The organism is Flavobacterium sp. (genome assembly GCF_043760115.1).
Lineage (GTDB): Bacteria > Bacteroidota > Bacteroidia > Flavobacteriales > Flavobacteriaceae > Flavobacterium.
The window spans coordinates 1-17,593 of record NZ_JAYUPK010000109.1; the positions used below are offsets into that span (position 1 = coordinate 1).

The 17,593-nt window shown below is 29.6% G+C and carries 18 protein-coding genes; 7 read left to right on the plus strand and 11 right to left on the minus strand.

Annotated features, from left to right (window positions below):
• Both ACH2BC_RS09300 and ACH2BC_RS09305 read left to right on the plus strand, forming a co-directional pair.
• A partial coding sequence (locus tag ACH2BC_RS09300) for an asparagine synthetase B (protein WP_395053722.1) occupies positions 1-945 on the plus strand: 945 nt, incomplete at its 5' end.
• A gap of 82 nt (positions 946-1,027) precedes the next feature.
• Positions 1,028-1,435, plus strand: a complete 408-nt coding sequence (locus tag ACH2BC_RS09305; protein WP_395053723.1) for an energy transducer TonB — start codon at positions 1,028-1,030, stop codon at positions 1,433-1,435.
• Between the two features lie 914 nt (positions 1,436-2,349).
• Here ACH2BC_RS09305 and ACH2BC_RS09310 read toward each other — a convergent pair.
• The 10 genes from ACH2BC_RS09310 to cphA all read right to left on the minus strand — a co-directional run bounded on the left by ACH2BC_RS09310 (position 2,350) and on the right by cphA (position 12,334).
• On the minus strand, positions 2,350-4,482 hold the full coding sequence (locus ACH2BC_RS09310; RefSeq protein ID WP_395053724.1) for a DPP IV N-terminal domain-containing protein: 2,133 nt from the start codon (positions 4,480-4,482) through the stop codon (positions 2,350-2,352).
• A 124-nt stretch (positions 4,483-4,606) separates the two neighbouring features.
• Positions 4,607-4,774, minus strand: coding sequence for a hypothetical protein (locus tag ACH2BC_RS09315; RefSeq protein WP_395053725.1), 168 nt, complete (start codon positions 4,772-4,774; stop codon positions 4,607-4,609).
• A gap of 206 nt (positions 4,775-4,980) precedes the next feature.
• On the minus strand, positions 4,981-5,235 hold the full coding sequence (locus ACH2BC_RS09320) for a Txe/YoeB family addiction module toxin (RefSeq protein WP_395053726.1): 255 nt from the start codon (positions 5,233-5,235) through the stop codon (positions 4,981-4,983).
• Positions 5,232-5,483, minus strand: coding sequence for a type II toxin-antitoxin system Phd/YefM family antitoxin (locus tag ACH2BC_RS09325; protein WP_395053727.1), 252 nt, complete (start codon positions 5,481-5,483; stop codon positions 5,232-5,234). The genes ACH2BC_RS09320 and ACH2BC_RS09325 overlap by 4 nt, the downstream gene beginning before the upstream one ends.
• 80 nt (positions 5,484-5,563) lie before the next feature.
• The gene (locus ACH2BC_RS09330) at positions 5,564-5,965 is read right to left on the minus strand and encodes a hypothetical protein (RefSeq protein ID WP_395053728.1); all 402 of its coding nucleotides are present in this window, start codon (positions 5,963-5,965) and stop codon (positions 5,564-5,566) included.
• A gap of 107 nt (positions 5,966-6,072) precedes the next feature.
• Positions 6,073-6,543, minus strand: a complete 471-nt coding sequence (locus ACH2BC_RS09335; RefSeq protein WP_395053729.1) for a DUF1905 domain-containing protein — start codon at positions 6,541-6,543, stop codon at positions 6,073-6,075.
• Between the two features lie 42 nt (positions 6,544-6,585).
• A complete protein-coding gene (locus tag ACH2BC_RS09340) occupies positions 6,586-7,011 on the minus strand; it encodes a VOC family protein (protein WP_395053730.1) in 426 nt (141 codons plus the stop codon).
• A 278-nt stretch (positions 7,012-7,289) separates the two neighbouring features.
• Entirely contained in the window at positions 7,290-7,889 is a 600-nt protein-coding gene (locus tag ACH2BC_RS09345; protein ID WP_395053731.1) for a DUF6705 family protein, read from the minus strand.
• A 12-nt stretch (positions 7,890-7,901) separates the two neighbouring features.
• On the minus strand, positions 7,902-9,320 hold the full coding sequence (locus ACH2BC_RS09350; protein ID WP_395053732.1) for a hypothetical protein: 1,419 nt from the start codon (positions 9,318-9,320) through the stop codon (positions 7,902-7,904).
• A gap of 389 nt (positions 9,321-9,709) precedes the next feature.
• Positions 9,710-12,334 (minus strand): cyanophycin synthetase, encoded by a 2,625-nt coding sequence (cphA, locus tag ACH2BC_RS09355; RefSeq protein WP_395053733.1) that lies wholly within the window; start codon positions 12,332-12,334, stop codon positions 9,710-9,712.
• Positions 12,335-12,929: 595 nt separating this feature from the next.
• On the opposite strand from cphA, the gene thrS reads away from it, so the two are divergent.
• From thrS to ACH2BC_RS09380, 5 genes are all read left to right on the plus strand, one after another.
• Positions 12,930-14,876 carry a threonine--tRNA ligase gene (gene thrS, locus ACH2BC_RS09360; protein WP_395053734.1) on the plus strand — a complete coding sequence of 649 codons (1,947 nt, stop codon included), beginning with the start codon at positions 12,930-12,932 and terminating at the stop codon, positions 14,874-14,876.
• Between the two features lie 22 nt (positions 14,877-14,898).
• Entirely contained in the window at positions 14,899-15,447 is a 549-nt protein-coding gene (gene infC / locus ACH2BC_RS09365) for a translation initiation factor IF-3 (RefSeq protein ID WP_395044225.1), read from the plus strand.
• Between the two features lie 299 nt (positions 15,448-15,746).
• Entirely contained in the window at positions 15,747-15,944 is a 198-nt protein-coding gene (gene rpmI, locus ACH2BC_RS09370) for a 50S ribosomal protein L35 (RefSeq protein WP_035623058.1), read from the plus strand.
• A gap of 181 nt (positions 15,945-16,125) precedes the next feature.
• Positions 16,126-16,470, plus strand: coding sequence for a 50S ribosomal protein L20 (gene rplT / locus ACH2BC_RS09375; RefSeq protein WP_395053735.1), 345 nt, complete (start codon positions 16,126-16,128; stop codon positions 16,468-16,470).
• A gap of 117 nt (positions 16,471-16,587) precedes the next feature.
• Positions 16,588-17,283 (plus strand): hypothetical protein, encoded by a 696-nt coding sequence (locus ACH2BC_RS09380; protein WP_395053736.1) that lies wholly within the window; start codon positions 16,588-16,590, stop codon positions 17,281-17,283.
• Here ACH2BC_RS09380 and ACH2BC_RS09385 read toward each other — a convergent pair.
• Positions 17,280-17,593 (minus strand): isoaspartyl peptidase/L-asparaginase (locus tag ACH2BC_RS09385; protein WP_395053737.1); only part of this gene is annotated, 314 nt, incomplete at its 5' end. The genes ACH2BC_RS09380 and ACH2BC_RS09385 overlap by 4 nt on opposite strands.

The window sequence follows — 17,593 nt, forward strand, 5'->3', positions numbered from 1 at the left end:
GTAGTTTTAGAAAAAGCACCTAAAATTGCAGTTTACACACCTAAAGGAAAACAACCATGGGATGATGCTGTTACAATGGTTTTAACTTATGCCGAAATTCCGTTTACACCTATTTATGATGAAGAAGTTTTATCAGATCAATTAATTCTTTACGATTGGTTGCACTTGCATCACGAGGATTTTACTGGTCAATATGGAAAATTTTATGGAATGTATAAAAATGCACCTTGGTATATAGATCAAAAAAAAGAAGCCGAATCTTTAGCCAAAAAATTAGGTTACAATAAAGTATCTGAAGAAAAATTGGATGTAGCCAAAAAAATTAGAGATTTTGTAATTGGTGGTGGATTCATGTTTGCAATGTGTTCTGCAACAGATAGTTTTGATATAGCATTAGCATCAGAAGGTGTTGATATTTGCGAGCCAATGTTTGATGGTGACGATAGTGAAGCCAATTATCAATCTAAAATAGATTACACTAAAACATTTGCTTTTAAAGATTTTATATTAGATAGAAAGCCAGATCATTATGAGTTTTCTGATATTGATATGACTGAAAAACGAAGATTGCCAATGGAAAAAGATTATTTTACATTGATGGAATTTTCGGCTAAATGGGATGTAATTCCTAGTATGCTTTGTCAAAATCATACTCAATTAGTAAAAGGTTTTATGGGTCAAAGTACAGCATTTGATAGGGAATTAATAAAATCTAATGTATTAGTTCTTGGAACAAATGAATTAAATCAAGAAGCAAGATACATTCACGGACAAAAAGGAAAAGGATTTTTTACATTCTTTGGTGGTCATGATCCAGAAGATTATCAACATAGAGTAGGCGATGAACCAACCGTTTTAGAATTGCATCCAAATTCGCCAGGTTTTAGATTAATATTAAATAATGTATTGTTTCCTGCAGCGAGAAAAAAGAAACAAAAAACATAATATTATTTTAATTTATTAATTTTCAGTAGTTAGTAAATTATTTTTGTTAGATTTGCTTTGTTTATATAAAAAAAATTAAATAATGAGAAAAATATACTTTCTACTTTTAATACTAATTTCACAGTTTTCATTTTCACAATCAGAAAAGAAAACACTTTCTATACCAAATCCTAGTGAAATAATTTACTCAACAGATCAAGTTAAAGTTGCTCCAAAATTTAATGGCGGAAAAAAAGCATTAGAACTTTTTATTAAAAGAAACTTTGTAAAACCAAATGTAAAAGGATTAAAAGGCGAAGTTTTGGTTGCTTTTGTAGTAGAAAAAGATGGAACTTTAACTGAAATTGGTGTTCTTAGCGATGCAGGAAATGGAACTGCCGACGAAGCCATTAGAGTTATGAGTATTTCTCCTGTTTGGTCACCAGGAATTTTAAATGGAATTCCTGTTCGTGTACAATACATGATAACAATTCCTGTTGTAACAGATTAAAAATTAAATTTTAAAAAATATATCAATCCAAATTTCAAACTAGAAATTTGGATTTTTTTTCCACTAAAAAACATAATTTTATACAATTACCTACTTTTTAAACTATGCTACTATCTTTTATTATAAGTATTTTTGGATTATTACTTTTATTAATAAATTGTATATTATTTATTCGAAATCGAAAAGATAAGGATACTTTGTATAAGTTGGTAACCTTCTATTTATCAGTATTATTTATTGTTGAATTGTTGTGTAATGTTATTGGTATATTAAAACCCAATTCTAATTTTTTTCTTTCTCATTACTATTTTAACATTCAGTTTGTTGTGCTTAGTTTGTTTTTCTATCAACTTTTTAATGAAAAATTTTTAAAACAATTGGTAGTACTAAACTTAATTGTGGTTAGTTTGATAATTGCCAGTCAATATATTGTTAACCCAGCTTTGTATTGGAAATTTAACACGTTAGAAATTGGCATAACTTCTATAATTTTAATCTTTTATTGTCTACTATATTTTTTTAGAAATATAAAAGTTGCACATGACTATTTTTATTTCTGCTTGGGATTGACTTTTTATTTAAGTAGTAGTGCCTCAATTTTTTTATCAGGAAATACCGAACTTGTCTTTATGAATGAACCAGTTTATTTAGATATTTGGATTTTTAATTCGCTTTTTTATATTCTTTATCAATTTTTAATTTTTAAAGAATGGAAAGTTTTGTCTAAAACTAAGATTGATTGTTAGAAAACTATAAAAAAATCCCAAAACTCAGAAAAGAGTTCTGAACATTGGGATAGGTTTAGCCCTGATAGAAGTGGAAATCCTTTCTTGTCTTGAACTTGTTTCAAGATCTTGAAACAAGTTCAAGACAAGAAAGATTGAAACGTATAGCAGGAATAGCTTCTAAAAAAACTATTTATTATTGTCAATCACATAATTCAAAACCTTCGTCATTAAATGTACTCTGTCCTTGCCAAAAACATTGTGTTTGGCCATTGGATAAGGAAAAAAGTCGATTTGTTTTCCTGCTTCGATGAATTTTTTTACCAAAGCAAAATTGTGTTGCATTACCACAGTATCATCACTTGTACCGTGAATTAGCATTAATTTTCCTTTTAAATTGTTTACGTAATTTAGTGTGCTTGATTCGTCAAAACCTTTCTGATTTTCGGTTGGTGTGTCCATGTAACGTTCGCCATACATGACTTCGTACCATTTCCAATCGGTAACTGGTCCGCCAGCAACACCAACTTTAAACGCATCTGGTTTTCTTAAAAGTAACGATGTTGTCATAAATCCGCCATAACTCCAACCGTGAACCGCAAGACGATTAGAATCTACGTAAGGCAATGATTTTAAGTAGTCTACGCCTTTCATTTGATCTTCTATTTCGTTGGTTCCACATTTTCCGTGAATGACACTTTCGAAGGCAAAACCGCGATTATCAGAACCACGATTGTCTACTGTAAATACCAAATATCCTTGTTCTGCCATCCAATACATCCAAAGATTTGCTCCATCAAGATAGGAATTTGTAATCATTTGAGCGTGTGGTCCGCCATAAACGTAAACCAAAACTGGATATTTTTTTGTTGCATCAAAATTGCTTGGTTTTATTAATCTTGTAAACAAATCTGTTGTTCCATCGGCAGCTTTTATGGTTTTTATTTCTGCTGAACCCATTTCATAACCTTCGTATTTATTTTTACTTTCTAAAAGTGTTTTAGATTTCAAATTTTTATCGTAGAGCAATGATTTAGAAGGTGTTGAATGATTGGAATATTCATCAAAAAATGCACTTCCGTCAAAATTTGGAATAAAATTATGAACGCCTAAATCTTTAGTAAGTAAGGTTTGTTTTCCTTTTAAATCTACTTTGTACGCTAACATATTGGTTCCAGTTTCGCCAGTTGCTTTAAAATAAACTTCAGTTCCTGTTGCGTTTGCGCCAATAATTTCTCTTACAGGAAATTTATTATTGGTTAATTGCTTGATTAATTTTCCATCTATAGAATAATAGTATAGTTGATGAAAACCGTCTTTTTCGCTAAACCAGATAAAATTATTAGAATTTTTATTCGGAAAAAAAGCATCATGTTCTGGTTCTACCCATTTATCGTTAATCTCGTTTAGAATTGTTCTTATAAATTTTCCAGTATTGGCATCGTAAACATTTAAACACATATCATTTTGCGCTCGATTTACTTCTGCAATCAACACATATTTTTCGTCTGGCGACCAAGAAAGATTGGTTAAATAATCGTCTGGATTGTTTCTTGGCGTTATAAAAACAGTTTTTCCAGAAGCCAAATTATAAATTCCAACTCTTGGTTTTTCAGATTTTTGACCAATCATTGGGTATTTCATATTGATTAACTTTCCTGGCGTTTCATTAATATCTAGAATTGGATAATCGGCAACATCTGTTTCGTCTTTTTGATAAAATGCTAAGAAAGATGATTTTAGCGACCAAAAAATACCACCTGAAATTCCGAATTCACTTCTAGAAACCGCTTGTCCAGAAACTATATTTTTATCAGAATTAGATGTTATTGCAACTTTTTGTTTGTTTTTATTTAAGATATAAAGATTGTTTTCTTCTGTAAAGGCAATATTGTTTTTTGAAGCATCAAACGTTGTATTTTCGAATGTTTCAGTTGTTTCTTGATGTAACATTCCAGATTTTGTTGCAACAGAATACGTATAATATTTTCCAGCATCAGCAACCAAAATTGTATTGATATCTATCCATTCTGTTCCAAAAAAGTTTTTAATTTTTGTACCTAATGCAGAATTGATGTCTGATAATGTTACCAATTCTTTAGCAGCAGAATCTTTGGTAGATGCCGAAACCATTTTAGTCCAAGCATCAGTATAATAAACATAGTTTGAAGTAGTTGGTATCCATTGAAAACCTGTTAGTTTATCGGCTCCAAATTTTCTGTTTTGTTGTAAAACGCCTTCTTCAAGCGTGATTTTTTTTAGTTGTGAAAAGGATGTAATGCAAATGAATACTGTTATAATTGATAAAATTTTCTTTGTCATAATAATAATTTGTTAGTTGCTGTAAATATATAAAAAAAGGATAATGTATTGACTTTATTGGTCAGATTACATTATCCTTTGTAGTTTATAATTTTTGTTTACAAAAAAATATACATCACATAAATTAGTATACTTCTTTATCATCTAAATGTTTTTTATCTTCTATTTTATTTTCTCTTTTATAAAATTTAAGTAGCTTTTTCTTATCTATAGCGTTGCTTCTAATTAAAAAAATAATTAATGCAAGACTAAAAAACACAACAATACCTATTATAACCCAATTTATGTTCATGATATTTTATTTATATAACTAAGTTACGTAAATACAATGTTGAATTAGGGTTTTTAATGTTAAGTTATAAAATGATTAGACTTTTGAGTTTAATTTACATTATTGACCGATTGAAAAAGTCGCATTATTCGAAAATCTCAGTTTTTCTTGGTTGATATAGGAAAAAATCTGTTGACTACTTTTTTTGAAAATTCAATACTTTTCAATTAATAATGATACCTGCAAGAAACTACAATTAAATCGTTATTTTGAATTGTATAGACTAACCTATGTTCTGTATCAATTCTCCTTGACCAAAAACCTTGCAAGTCGTGTTTTAATCCTTCTGGATTTCCTATTCCTTCGTAAGGAGTTCTCAAACAAGATTTTATCAATTCGTTTATTCTTTTAAGTTTGAATTTATCGGTTTTTTGCCAATATAAATAATCTTCCCATGCTTGAATTTGCCATGAAACCATCATAGTTCAAGTAATTCTTTTTGAATAATTTTATTGTTCTTTACATCTGCAACCGAATTTAATAAAATGGCTCTATTTTTTCCAGATAATAAATAATTGGTTTCGTTTAACGCATTGTATTCTTCTAACGAAATTAGAACTAAATCTTTATTGTCTTTTCTTTTTACAATAATTTCTTCCCTATCATCTGTTACAGAATCCATCCATTTTTTTAGATTTAATCTTAAATCGGTATAATTTATAACTTTCATTAGTTGTATTTTTATACAAAAATAAAAAAATAACTTAAATAAGTACTTATTTAAGTTATTTTTAATTCTAAATTTTATAATTAATTATTTTTAATTCTACTTAAATAGACAAAAACAAACGTAAAAAACACAAAAAATAACCAATCATTAATTCCATAAATAGCATAAAAAACGCCTGCCATTGTATCTTTTTTAAATACATCTGAAAGGTTATTATGTAACATCCAATTAGTCCAAGCGCAACCATAAATAAATTTTTCAATTGCAAAAACGCCAACTAGCCATTTTACTTCATAAAACTTTTTAGCAACAGCAATGTAAGCAATTCCCCAAATGACAATCATTAACAAACCAAAATTTGACAAAACAACTGGATCAAATTCTGGAATGGTTTTATTAGTAAAAAATCTTGACCAAATTAAAACCGTTAGGTTCATCAATCCTGCTATTAGGAATGCTTTTGTGATTGTTTGGGTTTTCATGGTTTGTTAATTAAGTTTTATATCTATGTGCAAAATAAATTTTAATAAAAAGCTTTAAAGTTTATCTAAAACTCAATTTCTACAGAACAATATTTACACTAGTGTTATTAGCTCATTTGTTCAAGCTTGGCAATAATTTTTACAATTTTTTCTACTTTTTGATTTTCAGTAGCAGATGAATTTATATTTACAATTATATCATTTTGCTCTTCGATTTTAAGTTTTTTAAAGGTACTTAATATTTCTGCATCTTTAAAACATTGAAAAATCATTTCGGTTTCATTATCTTTTTGAGTATTTTCATTCACAAGATAAAGTGTAACATTTACAAATTCTCCACCACTTTTTCCTATAAAGTTTCTAATTTCAGAATTTAAAGACATTTTTTTATCTGAATTTTTTAAAGGCGCTAAATTTTTGTTGGTTAAAATATAGTTATCAATTTGTCCAGATACTTTTAAATCACCCCATTTTCCTTTTATATTTTTAGAATTTGGTATTATTAGATGATAAGTCCAAGCGCCGTTTCCTGGAATATATTGAATTTCTAATTTTTCATTTTCTACAATATAATTCATATTTCAATTCAAAAAGTTGTTTTTTTATTTTGTATTTCCTTCCTAATTTGAATTATAATCTACCATCCATTCAATTCCATATTTGTCTCTAAACATTCCAAAGTACGAACCCCAAGGACTGTCAGAAATTGGAAACTCTATTTGTCCTCCAGTTGAAAGACCATTAAATAATTTATTAGCTTCTTCTTTACTTTCTGCATTTATAAAAATTTTGCTTCTAGTTTCGTTTTCATTGTGAACACCTAACGATTCTGGAGTATCATTTGCCATTAAAACACTATGTTTTCCAATAGGTAAAGCAATATGCATAATTTTGTTGGCATCACTTTCAGAAATTGGAAATTCTGGATTTGAAAAATCACTAAAACGACTTATCATTGAAAATTCGCCACCAAAAACTGATTTGTAAAATGTAAATGCTTCTTCTGCATTTCTATTAAAATGGATGTAAGGATTTATTTGTGCCATTTTTATTGTTTATTTTATTATACTAATTTTGATGATATTATGGAAATTTTGAATTTTTGATTATTTAAATATCACAAATTCTGGAATGGTTTTATTAGTAAATAATCTTGACCAAATTAAAAGTGTTAGATTTATTAATCCTGTTGTTATTAATGGTTTTGTGATTGTTTGGGGTTTGGTTTTTATTTTTTTGTTTGAATTTGTTATTTTTTGAGTTACTATAATTTTAAAGCAACTTAAATAATAATTTATATAAGTTGCTTTTTTAAGTAAAATGTCTACTGTTTAATAAGAATATAGTCTCCAGATGGCAAAACAAAATCACCTGGTGGTGGTGGTGTGCCATCTTTATAATAAGTAGAATTACTACCTGTTAAATTTAATTTTATAGCTTCTTGACCATTTACATTAGTTTTTTTTATAATTAAACTACCGTTTAATATACTTGCAGGTTCACTTAAACTTAAAAATAACCTAATTTCGTTTAAATCACAATCATTACAAATTGGCTGATCATAACTTTCAAAAATACCATTACCATAAATACTATATTTTAATCTTGAATTGTAAATTGTATTCGCATCATTTAAAGTGTTTACTAATGTTTGATTATTAACTTTATATTCATAACCTCCATAAATATAGTCATTAGTGTACGAGCCATTATAATGATTAATTCTTTTTACTAAAATAATTTTTAAATAACGTATTCCATCATCAAAAACCCAAGTTCCTTCAAAAGGATTTAATAGATTATCAACGTCTTTATAATGCTGACCAGGCGCAATATCAACTATGCCTTGATCTCTTATGTTAATAATTTGCGATTTACCAGAATAGCTTGCAAATAGCATTACTATGTATATTAAATTTTTCATAATTTTTATTTTTTAGTTACATGGTACAGGTAGTACGGTTGGGTTTTGTGAATTTGGATTTTGTAGAGTTAATTTAGACCAATTAGTCATTGTTGTATTGGCTTTGTATAATGATATACCAAAATTAGAAAACTTTTTAAGAAAACCTAACTCTTTATCTGGACTTCTTTGTAAATCTAATTTCATTTGATAATCCATTAGTTTTAATATTTCTTTAGTTTTTTCGCTCTCAGCTATGTCTTCTAATTCTGAAGGTATCACAGTTGCATTTATATCGGCTATTAATGCGTCTGAAAAAATATCAGGATTATCAATTTTTAAAGCATATAATTGATCTACACCATTATTATCTTTACAAACTAAATAAATTACAACTTCTGATAAAATGTCATTATCAGCAAAATTATAAAATAACACCAATGAATATACATCAGACCAAGAAAACATTGGAGCGCCAGATGGATATGGATGCAAATGAATACTTCCAAAAATTGTGCCACCATATTTTACTGTAATTTTAGAGTCAGTGCCAACTGGAGCATCTAAAGTTGAATAAACAGCATTAGTTTTAATTAATGACTTACCATTTTCTAAGGGTTGATTTAATAAATCTTGTAAAGCTGGTACCATTGTTGGTGATTTTAATTTTACACCAACTGTAGCTGATAAATGTTTTTTTAATGTTAAACATGGATTGTCAACAACATCATTACCAGCATTTCCACCACCATGAGGAGATGTTCCTATTTCTGATGAACCTTCTGCATTATTATTTCCACCGCTAGAACAAACTCTTGTTGCAACTAGTATATGTCCGTAACTTATTGTAGCCCATGGCGCGCTAAAACATCCATCAATTGTGCATGCAACTATAGATATGACTTCTTCCCAAACATAGATTAAATCACATTGTTCACTAAAATTAAATTTTGATAAAATTTCTTCTAGTGAATTGCTATCCTCTATTTCAACAGCTTTGCATTTATTAGTAAAGTCAATATATTCTTGAGTATCTAATCTTAATTTTTCTTCATCTGACAATGTGTAACGCATTCCATATGCTTTATACTCACCACCATTTTTAGAAATTAAAACTAAGTTATCTAACAATGTTTGATCAGGTTTTATTATTTTGAATGTGTATGAATTAAAATCTTCACCAATTATATATTTAACTTTATCAGTATCAATAGAAATTCCTGTAACAGTATCTGTGATTATTCTATTTAGAGAATTTTTTTTAAATAAAGTTGTTTTATTTATTTTTTGCATTAGAAGATTATTGTTGTCTAATGCAATTGAATTTACATAACTTATTTTAAATTTTGACTGATAAATTTGTTCTTCGTAAATATCTTTTTCGCAACTTTGAAACATAAATACTAACATAATTATTGATGCTAGTATTAAAAACTTTGAATTTTTTGTCATACTTAATTTTATTAATTGTTATTTTATTATTTGTTTTAATAAATCCAATTAATATTTTGGTGGACTATGTTCTCTAATTAATCTTTGGTCTAGTTTTTTCATATAACTGCGGTGTAAAAATGACAGCGCAGGCAAATCCTCAAGCTTGTAATTGAAGGTCCGACCAAGAACCCGAGTAACAAAGCAAAGAGAACGCCTGCGCATACCGCAGACGTTTCAACTTTACTTTCCTGTTACTCTAATTTTAAAAATTTGGTCGATTTTCAATTACAGGAAAATTTAAAGCAAAACGCTATTTTAATTTTTATTATTTATATTTTCATTCGTATTTTTTAAATTATGTTATTAACAAATATAGTACTATTAATTTAAAGTTTAGATTTTTTCATCTACAAAATCCCACCTTCATTTTCCTTATCCAAATATTCCTGAACAATATTAATAGCATTAGTAACTACATCGCTCAAAGCGGTAATAAAACTTCCTTCAACTGCGTTATTTATGGCGTGTTTTATGGCTTCTACTTCTTTAGGTATAATTTCATGCGTTACAGGTCGTCCGCTTTCGGCTATGCCTTCTAGAATTAAATTTATAATTTCTTCTTCGGTTCTTCCTCTTAAATATTTTTCTTGTCTTATTATAATGTGGTCAAACATTCTACCTGCAATTTTGGCACATTCTTTAATGTCTTCGTCTCTTCTATCGCCAACACCTGCAATAATTCCAATTTTTTTGGTGGCTTCAACACTATTCAAATAATCTTCTACACCACGATAACCTGAGGCATTGTGAGCAAAATCTATCAAAACTTTGAATTTTTTAAATTCAAAAATATTCATTCTTCCTGGCGTTTGCGCAGCACTTGGAATAAAGGTTTGTAGTGATAAACTAATGTCTTCGGTTTTAAATCCTTGTAAGTAAGCTGCCAAAGTTGCTGCAAGTACATTGGCAATCATAAACTTAGCTTTTCCGCCAAGTGTTAACGGAACTTGGGTTGCTTTTTCTACACGAATTTTCCATTCGCCTTTTTTAATGGTTATGAATCCGTTTTCGTAAACCGCTACAATTTTTCCTTCTTTGGCAAATTTTTGAACTGTAGGATTGTCTTCATTCAAACTAAAATAAGCAATGTTGCACGACAATTCGCTTGCAATTTTTAAACACTGTTCGTCTTCGGCATTTAAAACTGCCCAACCATCTTTTTTTATACTTTTTACTACTGTACTTTTAACTTTAGCTAAATCTTCAAGTGTGTGAATGTCTGAAAGTCCCAAATGATCTTCTTGAATGTTGGTAATAATTCCGATATCGCAACGGCTAAAACCTAATCCAGATCTTAAAATTCCGCCACGAGCAGTTTCTAAAACAGCAAATTCTACCGTTGGATCTTTCAAAATATACTCGGCCGACATTGGTCCAGTAGTATCACCTTTTTCCATCATGTGGTTTTGAACATAAATTCCGTCCGATGTGGTAAACCCAACTTTATAACCATTATTTTTTACAATATGAGCCAAAAGTCTGGTAGTAGTAGTTTTTCCATTAGTTCCAGTAACGGCAATAATCGGAATTCTACTTGGTTTGCCCAATGGATACAACATATCTATAACTGGCGAAGCTACATTTCTTGGCAATCCTTCGCTTGGTGCTAAGTGCATTCTAAAACCTGGCGCAGCGTTGACTTCTAGAATACAACCGCCATTTTCTTTTAGTGGTTGCGTTAAATTTTCTGCCATAATATCTACACCACAAACATCTAATCCTATAACTCTAGAAATTCTTTCGCACAAGAAAATATTTTCTGGATGCATCATATCGGTAACATCTACAGAAGTTCCACCAGTACTTAAGTTTGCTGTAGATTTTAAATAAACCGTTTCACCAGCTTTAGGAACAGTTTCTAAAGTGTACTTTAATTTTTCTAATAAATCGGTTGTGTCTCTATCAACATCAATTTGCGTCAATACATTTTCGTGTCCGTAACCTCTTTTTGGATCTTCGTTGGTTACATCAATTAATTTTTGAATGGTATCTTTTCCGTTTCCAACAACGTGTGCAGGTTCTCTTTTTGCAGCAGCAACTAGTTTGTTATCAATTATTAAAACTCTAAAGTCATAACCAGTAATAAATTTTTCTACAATAACTCTATGACTGTATTTTTTGGCGTAAGCTAGTCCAGCTTTGGCATCATCCATATTTTTTACATTAATAGAAGCACCTTTTCCGTGATTTCCATCAAGCGGTTTTATAACTATCGGATAACCAATTTTAGTAATTATTCCGTCTAAATCTGATTCTTCTATGCATATTCCACCGTTAGCAACAGGAATAGAAGCTGCATCGAGCATTTTTTTAGTTTGCTCTTTATTACAAGCAATATCTACAGCAATACTACTAGTTTTACAAGTAATTGTTGCCTGAAAACGCATTTGGTTTACACCATAACCAAGCTGAACTAACGAATTTGTTCCTAATCTAATCCAAGGAATATCTCTTGCAACTGCTTCTTCTACAATACTTCCAGTACTTGGTCCAAGGCGAACTCGTTCACGAATTTCGCGCATTTTTTGAATGTCTGCATCCAAATCATATTCAACACCTTTAATCAAAGCTTCGGCAATGGCAACAGCACTTTCTGCGGCAAACATTCCCACATTTTCTTCAGTATAACTAAAAACTACGTTGTAAACTCCAGGCGTTTTGGTTTCTCTAGTTCTACCAAAACCAGTTTCCATTCCGGCAAGTGTTTGAATTTCTAGCGCAATATGTTCAATAACGTGTCCCATCCAAGTGCCACGTTCTATTCGAGAAAAAAATCCTCCACGTGTACCTTCAGAGCATCTGTGTTCTATCATTGTAGGAATTAAAGCTTCTATTCGTTCTCTAAAACCTTCAATTTTGTTGGTTGGAAATTCTTCCATTTCTTGCAAATCCAAACGCATTTGAATTAATTTTTTGCGTTGAACACTCCAAATGTTTGGTCCACGTAATGCTTGTACTTTTAAAATTTCCATATTATAATTATATTGTAGTTTGTTGTTAGTGCTAATGAATTTGTTAAAAATAAAAAATATTTGTTAATTCTAAGTAGTTTCTTTGATAAATGTGATGAAAATTATTTTAATTTCAATAAATTATTTATTTTGTAATTGATTTTCAGTTAGTTGTTATTTTTTTCTTGAAGCTATTTCCAGCTATACACTTCAATCTTTCTTTTCTTGAAAAAAGTTCAAGAAAAGAAAGGATTTCCGTTTCTATCTGGGCTAGACTACCAGAATAATTGGGTATTTATTCAAAGTTAGTTTTATTTTTAAATGGTTTAGTAATTATTTCTTTCATAACCAATCACAATTAAATTCTGAAAAAAAATCTTGTTACATAAAATGTAATTCTTAGAAGTCGTTTAAACTTTTTTCAATTGGTTGCAAAAGTATCTTTCTGCCTCATATTTCATATTTTTTTAATTCCGTAGCGATGCTATGCAATAAAAAAAATACAAAATCTGAAACAAAAACCTTAATTTTTCACTTCAATCAAAAAAGTTTAAATGACTTCATATTGTAAGTGTTTTTATAATGAACTATATTTGCATTCTGTAAAAAAACAAGAATGATAAAGATTACGTTACCTGATGGTTCAGTTAAGGAGTTTGAAAATGGTTCAAACCCAATGGATGTTGCAAAAAGTATAAGTGAAGGATTGGCTAGAAATGTAATTTCAGCTAGTTTTAATGGAACCACGATTGAAACGGCTACAGCTTTAACAACCGATGGTTCGCTAGTTTTATATACTTGGAATGACAAAGAAGGTAAAAAAGCTTTTTGGCATTCTACTTCTCACGTAATGGCACAAGTTCTTGAAGAAAAATATAACGGAATTAAACTTACGCTTGGACCAGCAATTGATAACGGATTTTATTACGACGTAGATTTTGGCGACGAAAAAATAACAGATGCCGATTTTAAAGCCATAGAAGATAGAGTTTTAGAAATTTCTAGAGATAAATATGAGTTTACAATGCGTCCAGTTTCTAAAGCTGATGCATTAGAATTATACAAAGGAAACGAGTATAAAACAGAGTTAATATCAAATCTAGAAGATGGAACTATAACTTTTTGCGATCATGCAACTTTTACAGATTTATGTCGTGGTGGACATATTCCTAATACTGGAATTATTAAAGCCATGAAAATTATGAGTGTTGCTGGTGCTTATTGGCGTGGTGATGAAAAAAACAAGCAACTTACTCGTGTGTACGGAATTTCGTTTCCTAAGCAAAAAGACTTAACAGAGTATATTGAATTGCTTGAAGAAGCAAAACGTCGTGACCATAGAAAATTGGGTAAAGAACTTGATTTATTTGCTTTTTCTGCTAAAGTTGGTGCAGGTTTACCATTGTGGTTGCCAAAAGGCGCCGCTTTAAGAGATAGATTGGAACAATTTTTAAAGAAAGCACAAAAGAAAGCTGGTTACGAGCAAGTTGTAACGCCACATATTGGTCAAAAAGAATTGTATGTAACTTCTGGACATTATGCAAAATATGGAGCAGACAGTTTTCAACCTATAAATACTCCAGCAGAAGGCGAAGAATTTTTATTGAAACCAATGAATTGTCCGCATCACTGTGAAATTTACAATACTAAACCTTGGTCTTATAAAGATTTGCCAAAGCGTTATGCAGAATTTGGTACAGTATATAGATATGAACAAAGTGGTGAATTGCATGGTTTAACTCGTGTTAGAGGATTTACTCAAGATGATGCACATATTTTTTGTACTCCAGATCAATTGGATCAAGAATTTAAGAATGTAATAGATTTAGTTTTGTATGTTTTTGGTTCGTTAGGATTTGAAAATTTCACAGCTCAAATTTCGCTTCGTGATCAAGAAAATAGAGAAAAATATATTGGTAGCGATGAAAATTGGGAAAAAGCAGAAAGTGCAATTATCAATGCTGCAAAAGATAAAGGATTAAATACAGTTGTTGCTTATGGCGAAGCTGCGTTTTATGGACCAAAGTTAGACTTTATGGTAAAAGATGCTTTGGGTAGAAGTTGGCAATTGGGAACGATTCAGGTTGATTATAACTTGCCAGAGCGTTTTGAATTGACATACAAAGGTTCTGATAATGAATTACATACGCCAGTTATGATTCATAGAGCACCATTTGGAAGTATGGAACGTTTTATTGCTATTTTAATAGAACATACGGCTGGAAATTTTCCTCTTTGGTTGATGCCAGAGCAAGCTTTAATTTTATGTTTGAGTGATAAATATGAAAATTATGCTAAAAAAGTTTTAAATCTGCTAGAAAATCACGATATTCGCGCCCAAATTGACAACAGAAATGAGTCGATTGGTAGAAAAATTAGAGATGCAGAGATGCAAAAAACACCTTTTATGTTGATAGTTGGTGAGGAAGAGGAGAAAAATAATACAATTTCTATTCGTCGTCACGGTCAAGAAGGAAAAGGAAATGTTACTGTTACAATTGAAGAATTTGCTGCAATTGTAAACGAAGAAATAAGCAAAACATTAAAAGTATTTACAGTTTAATTAAAATAATAAAGCCATAGCAATTAGAAACAACAGAGGTTATCAACCTCGAGTAGAAAAAAAAGATGAACACAGAATAAATAATTTTATTCGTGTGCCTGAGGTTCGTTTAGTTGGCGACAACATAGAACCAGGTATTTTTAAAACTGCAGATGCCATGCGTCTTGCAGACCAATTTGAACTTGATTTGGTAGAGATTTCTCCAAATGCTGAACCGCCAGTATGCAAGATAATGGACTATAAAAAGTTTGTTTACATGCAGAAGAAGCGTGATAAAGAATTGAAAGCAAAATCTACTCAAATTGTGGTTAAGGAAATTCGTTTTGGACCTCAAACTGATGAGCACGATTATGATTTTAAGCGTAAAAATGCTGAAAAATTCCTTAAAGAAGGTTCTAAATTAAAGGCGTTTGTATTTTTTAAAGGTAGATCTATTATTTATAAAGAGCAAGGACAAATATTGTTGTTGCGATTGGCTCAAGATCTTGAAGATCATGGAAAAGTAGAAGCTTTACCTGTTCTTGAAGGAAAGCGAATGATCATGTATATTGCGCCTAAGAAAAAGAAGTAATCAGTTATCAGCGGCAGTATTCAGTTTTTAAAATGTGAATTAGATACTGTTATAGATAAAGAAATGACCTAGATCTTTAGCCCTGATTACTTCACTAAAAAGTCTATTTTAGTTGGTGTTCAGTGAACTACGTTTGAAACGGAAATCTTTTATTTTTTTTAACTTGTTTCAAGATTTTGAAACAAGTTAAAGAAAATAAAAATTGGAGTGTAAAGCAGGAAAGACGATTAAAAGTAGGCGAAGAGATTCGCTTCTAAAAATAAAGTAAGTAAGTTAAATTTAAATAAATTAGGGAAATTATGCCTAAAATGAAAACCAAATCTAGCGCCAAGAAACGTTTTAAAGTTACTGGTTCTGGAAAGATTAAAAGAAAACACGCTTTTAAGAGTCACATCTTGACTAAAAAGTCTAAGAAGCGTAAATTAGCTTTGACACATTCTGCCTTGGTACACAAGACAGATATGAAAAGCATTAAACAACAATTAAGAATTGTCTAAAAATGGTAAAATGTATATTGTATTTTTGTAAAAATGTCTTTGACAATATACATTATACAATAATACATTATACAATTTTAAAGAGTTCTTTAGGTTAAAAAATTTTAAATAACCTTGGAGTATGGCTTTAAAGTGCTTTAGATTAAATTCAAGACGCCTGCTACAAAAAAACAAAAAAATTATGCCAAGATCAGTAAATTCAGTTGCTAAAAGAGCAAGAAGAAAAAAGATAATGAAGCAAGCCAAAGGTTTCTTTGGTCGTCGTAAAAACGTTTGGACAGTTGCAAAAAATGCCGTTGAGAAAGCAATGGTTTATGCTTATCGCGACAGAAAAGTGAATAAAAGAAATTTCCGTTCATTATGGATTCAACGTATTAACGCTGGAGCTAGACTAGAAGGAATGAGTTATTCTCAATTTATGGGAAAAGTTAAAAAACACGGTATCGAATTGAACCGTAAAGTATTAGCCGATTTAGCAATGAATCACCCAGAAGCTTTTAAAGCTGTATTTAACAAAGTAAAATAAACGTTTTAACAACAATATTTTAACTTACTTACATAAAATTAAATCCCGACTGAAAAGTTGGGATTTTTTTTGATAATAAAGACAACAAAAAAACGTTATTTTTAAAATTACCTTTAAATGAAAAAAATAATTTTACTTTATTTTTTTATATCTCTTAAATTATTTAGCCAAGAAAAAATTGATATAAATTATTTTACACTTGGACTCGTTAATGACTATTTAGGTAGAAATTTAGTATTGGATGAAAAAGATAATCCTATCACTATTGACTACATTTACAAACGAGAAAAATCAGTTATTCATTTTTTAGATTCTTTAATTAAAATTGAAAACTCAAGTAAAAATATAATAGAAAAGATTGACTTTATATTTTTTAAAGATACAATCACACTAAATTGTTCAAATTGTGAAGAATTTTATATTGTTAAATCTAAAAATATAGCAACAAAAATTAATAGTTTTTACTATATTAAACCTGTAGATATTCAAGAAATTGAAAACCCTAAAGCAGAAGAAGTAAATTATTTTTCTTATATTGATTTAATAAAAATGAAAAATAAAAATCAACAAAAATCCTTTCTTTATGGCGCTTTCTTAAGATATGGGAGTTTTAAAAATGGAATGTATACTTTAGAATTAGCTAATTCAGTTTCAAAATTTTATATTCTTAAAAAAATATTAAAAAAAATAGATTGCAAAATTTTGAGTTTTAAAGAAAATGCTGGAATTCCGAGTAATCAAATAATTTCTTTTACAACTGATAATAGTGAAATTATTGCAGTTTTAAATAGACTTTTAAAGAATAAAATTTAATCAAAAATCTCTTCATTAACTCCATCAAAACTAGCAAAAACCATACTTGGATGAGAATCTTGATGAAAAACATTTCCTTTATTATCTATTGCAATTGCTCCTGCAAAACCATCAAAAGGAAGAAGTTCTTTAAATGTTTTTTCAAATGCTTTTTCTAGTGAAAATCCATCTGTAACTCTGGTTACAATTTTTGCAGCAACTGCGCCACTTACAATATCTTCGCCAACACCAGTTAAACTTACACCACAAAATTCGTTTGCATAATTACCTGCAACTGTAGCACTGTCTGATATTCTTCCTGGAATTTCAA

Coding starts and splice junctions, on each gene's coding strand:
- ACH2BC_RS09305 (WP_395053723.1), top strand. CDS start 1,028: ATGAGAAAAATATACTTTCTACTTTTAATACTAATTTCACAGTTTTCA.
- ACH2BC_RS09310 (WP_395053724.1), bottom strand. CDS start 4,482: ATGACAAAGAAAATTTTATCAATTATAACAGTATTCATTTGCATTACA.
- ACH2BC_RS09315 (WP_395053725.1), bottom strand. CDS start 4,774: ATGAACATAAATTGGGTTATAATAGGTATTGTTGTGTTTTTTAGTCTT.
- ACH2BC_RS09320 (WP_395053726.1), bottom strand. CDS start 5,235: ATGATGGTTTCATGGCAAATTCAAGCATGGGAAGATTATTTATATTGG.
- ACH2BC_RS09325 (WP_395053727.1), bottom strand. CDS start 5,483: ATGAAAGTTATAAATTATACCGATTTAAGATTAAATCTAAAAAAATGG.
- ACH2BC_RS09330 (WP_395053728.1), bottom strand. CDS start 5,965: ATGAAAACCCAAACAATCACAAAAGCATTCCTAATAGCAGGATTGATG.
- ACH2BC_RS09335 (WP_395053729.1), bottom strand. CDS start 6,543: ATGAATTATATTGTAGAAAATGAAAAATTAGAAATTCAATATATTCCA.
- ACH2BC_RS09340 (WP_395053730.1), bottom strand. CDS start 7,011: ATGGCACAAATAAATCCTTACATCCATTTTAATAGAAATGCAGAAGAA.
- ACH2BC_RS09345 (WP_395053731.1), bottom strand. CDS start 7,889: ATGAAAAATTTAATATACATAGTAATGCTATTTGCAAGCTATTCTGGT.
- ACH2BC_RS09350 (WP_395053732.1), bottom strand. CDS start 9,320: ATGACAAAAAATTCAAAGTTTTTAATACTAGCATCAATAATTATGTTA.
- cphA (WP_395053733.1), bottom strand. CDS start 12,334: ATGGAAATTTTAAAAGTACAAGCATTACGTGGACCAAACATTTGGAGT.
- thrS (WP_395053734.1), top strand. CDS start 12,930: ATGATAAAGATTACGTTACCTGATGGTTCAGTTAAGGAGTTTGAAAAT.
- rpmI (WP_035623058.1), top strand. CDS start 15,747: ATGCCTAAAATGAAAACCAAATCTAGCGCCAAGAAACGTTTTAAAGTT.
- rplT (WP_395053735.1), top strand. CDS start 16,126: ATGCCAAGATCAGTAAATTCAGTTGCTAAAAGAGCAAGAAGAAAAAAG.
- ACH2BC_RS09380 (WP_395053736.1), top strand. CDS start 16,588: ATGAAAAAAATAATTTTACTTTATTTTTTTATATCTCTTAAATTATTT.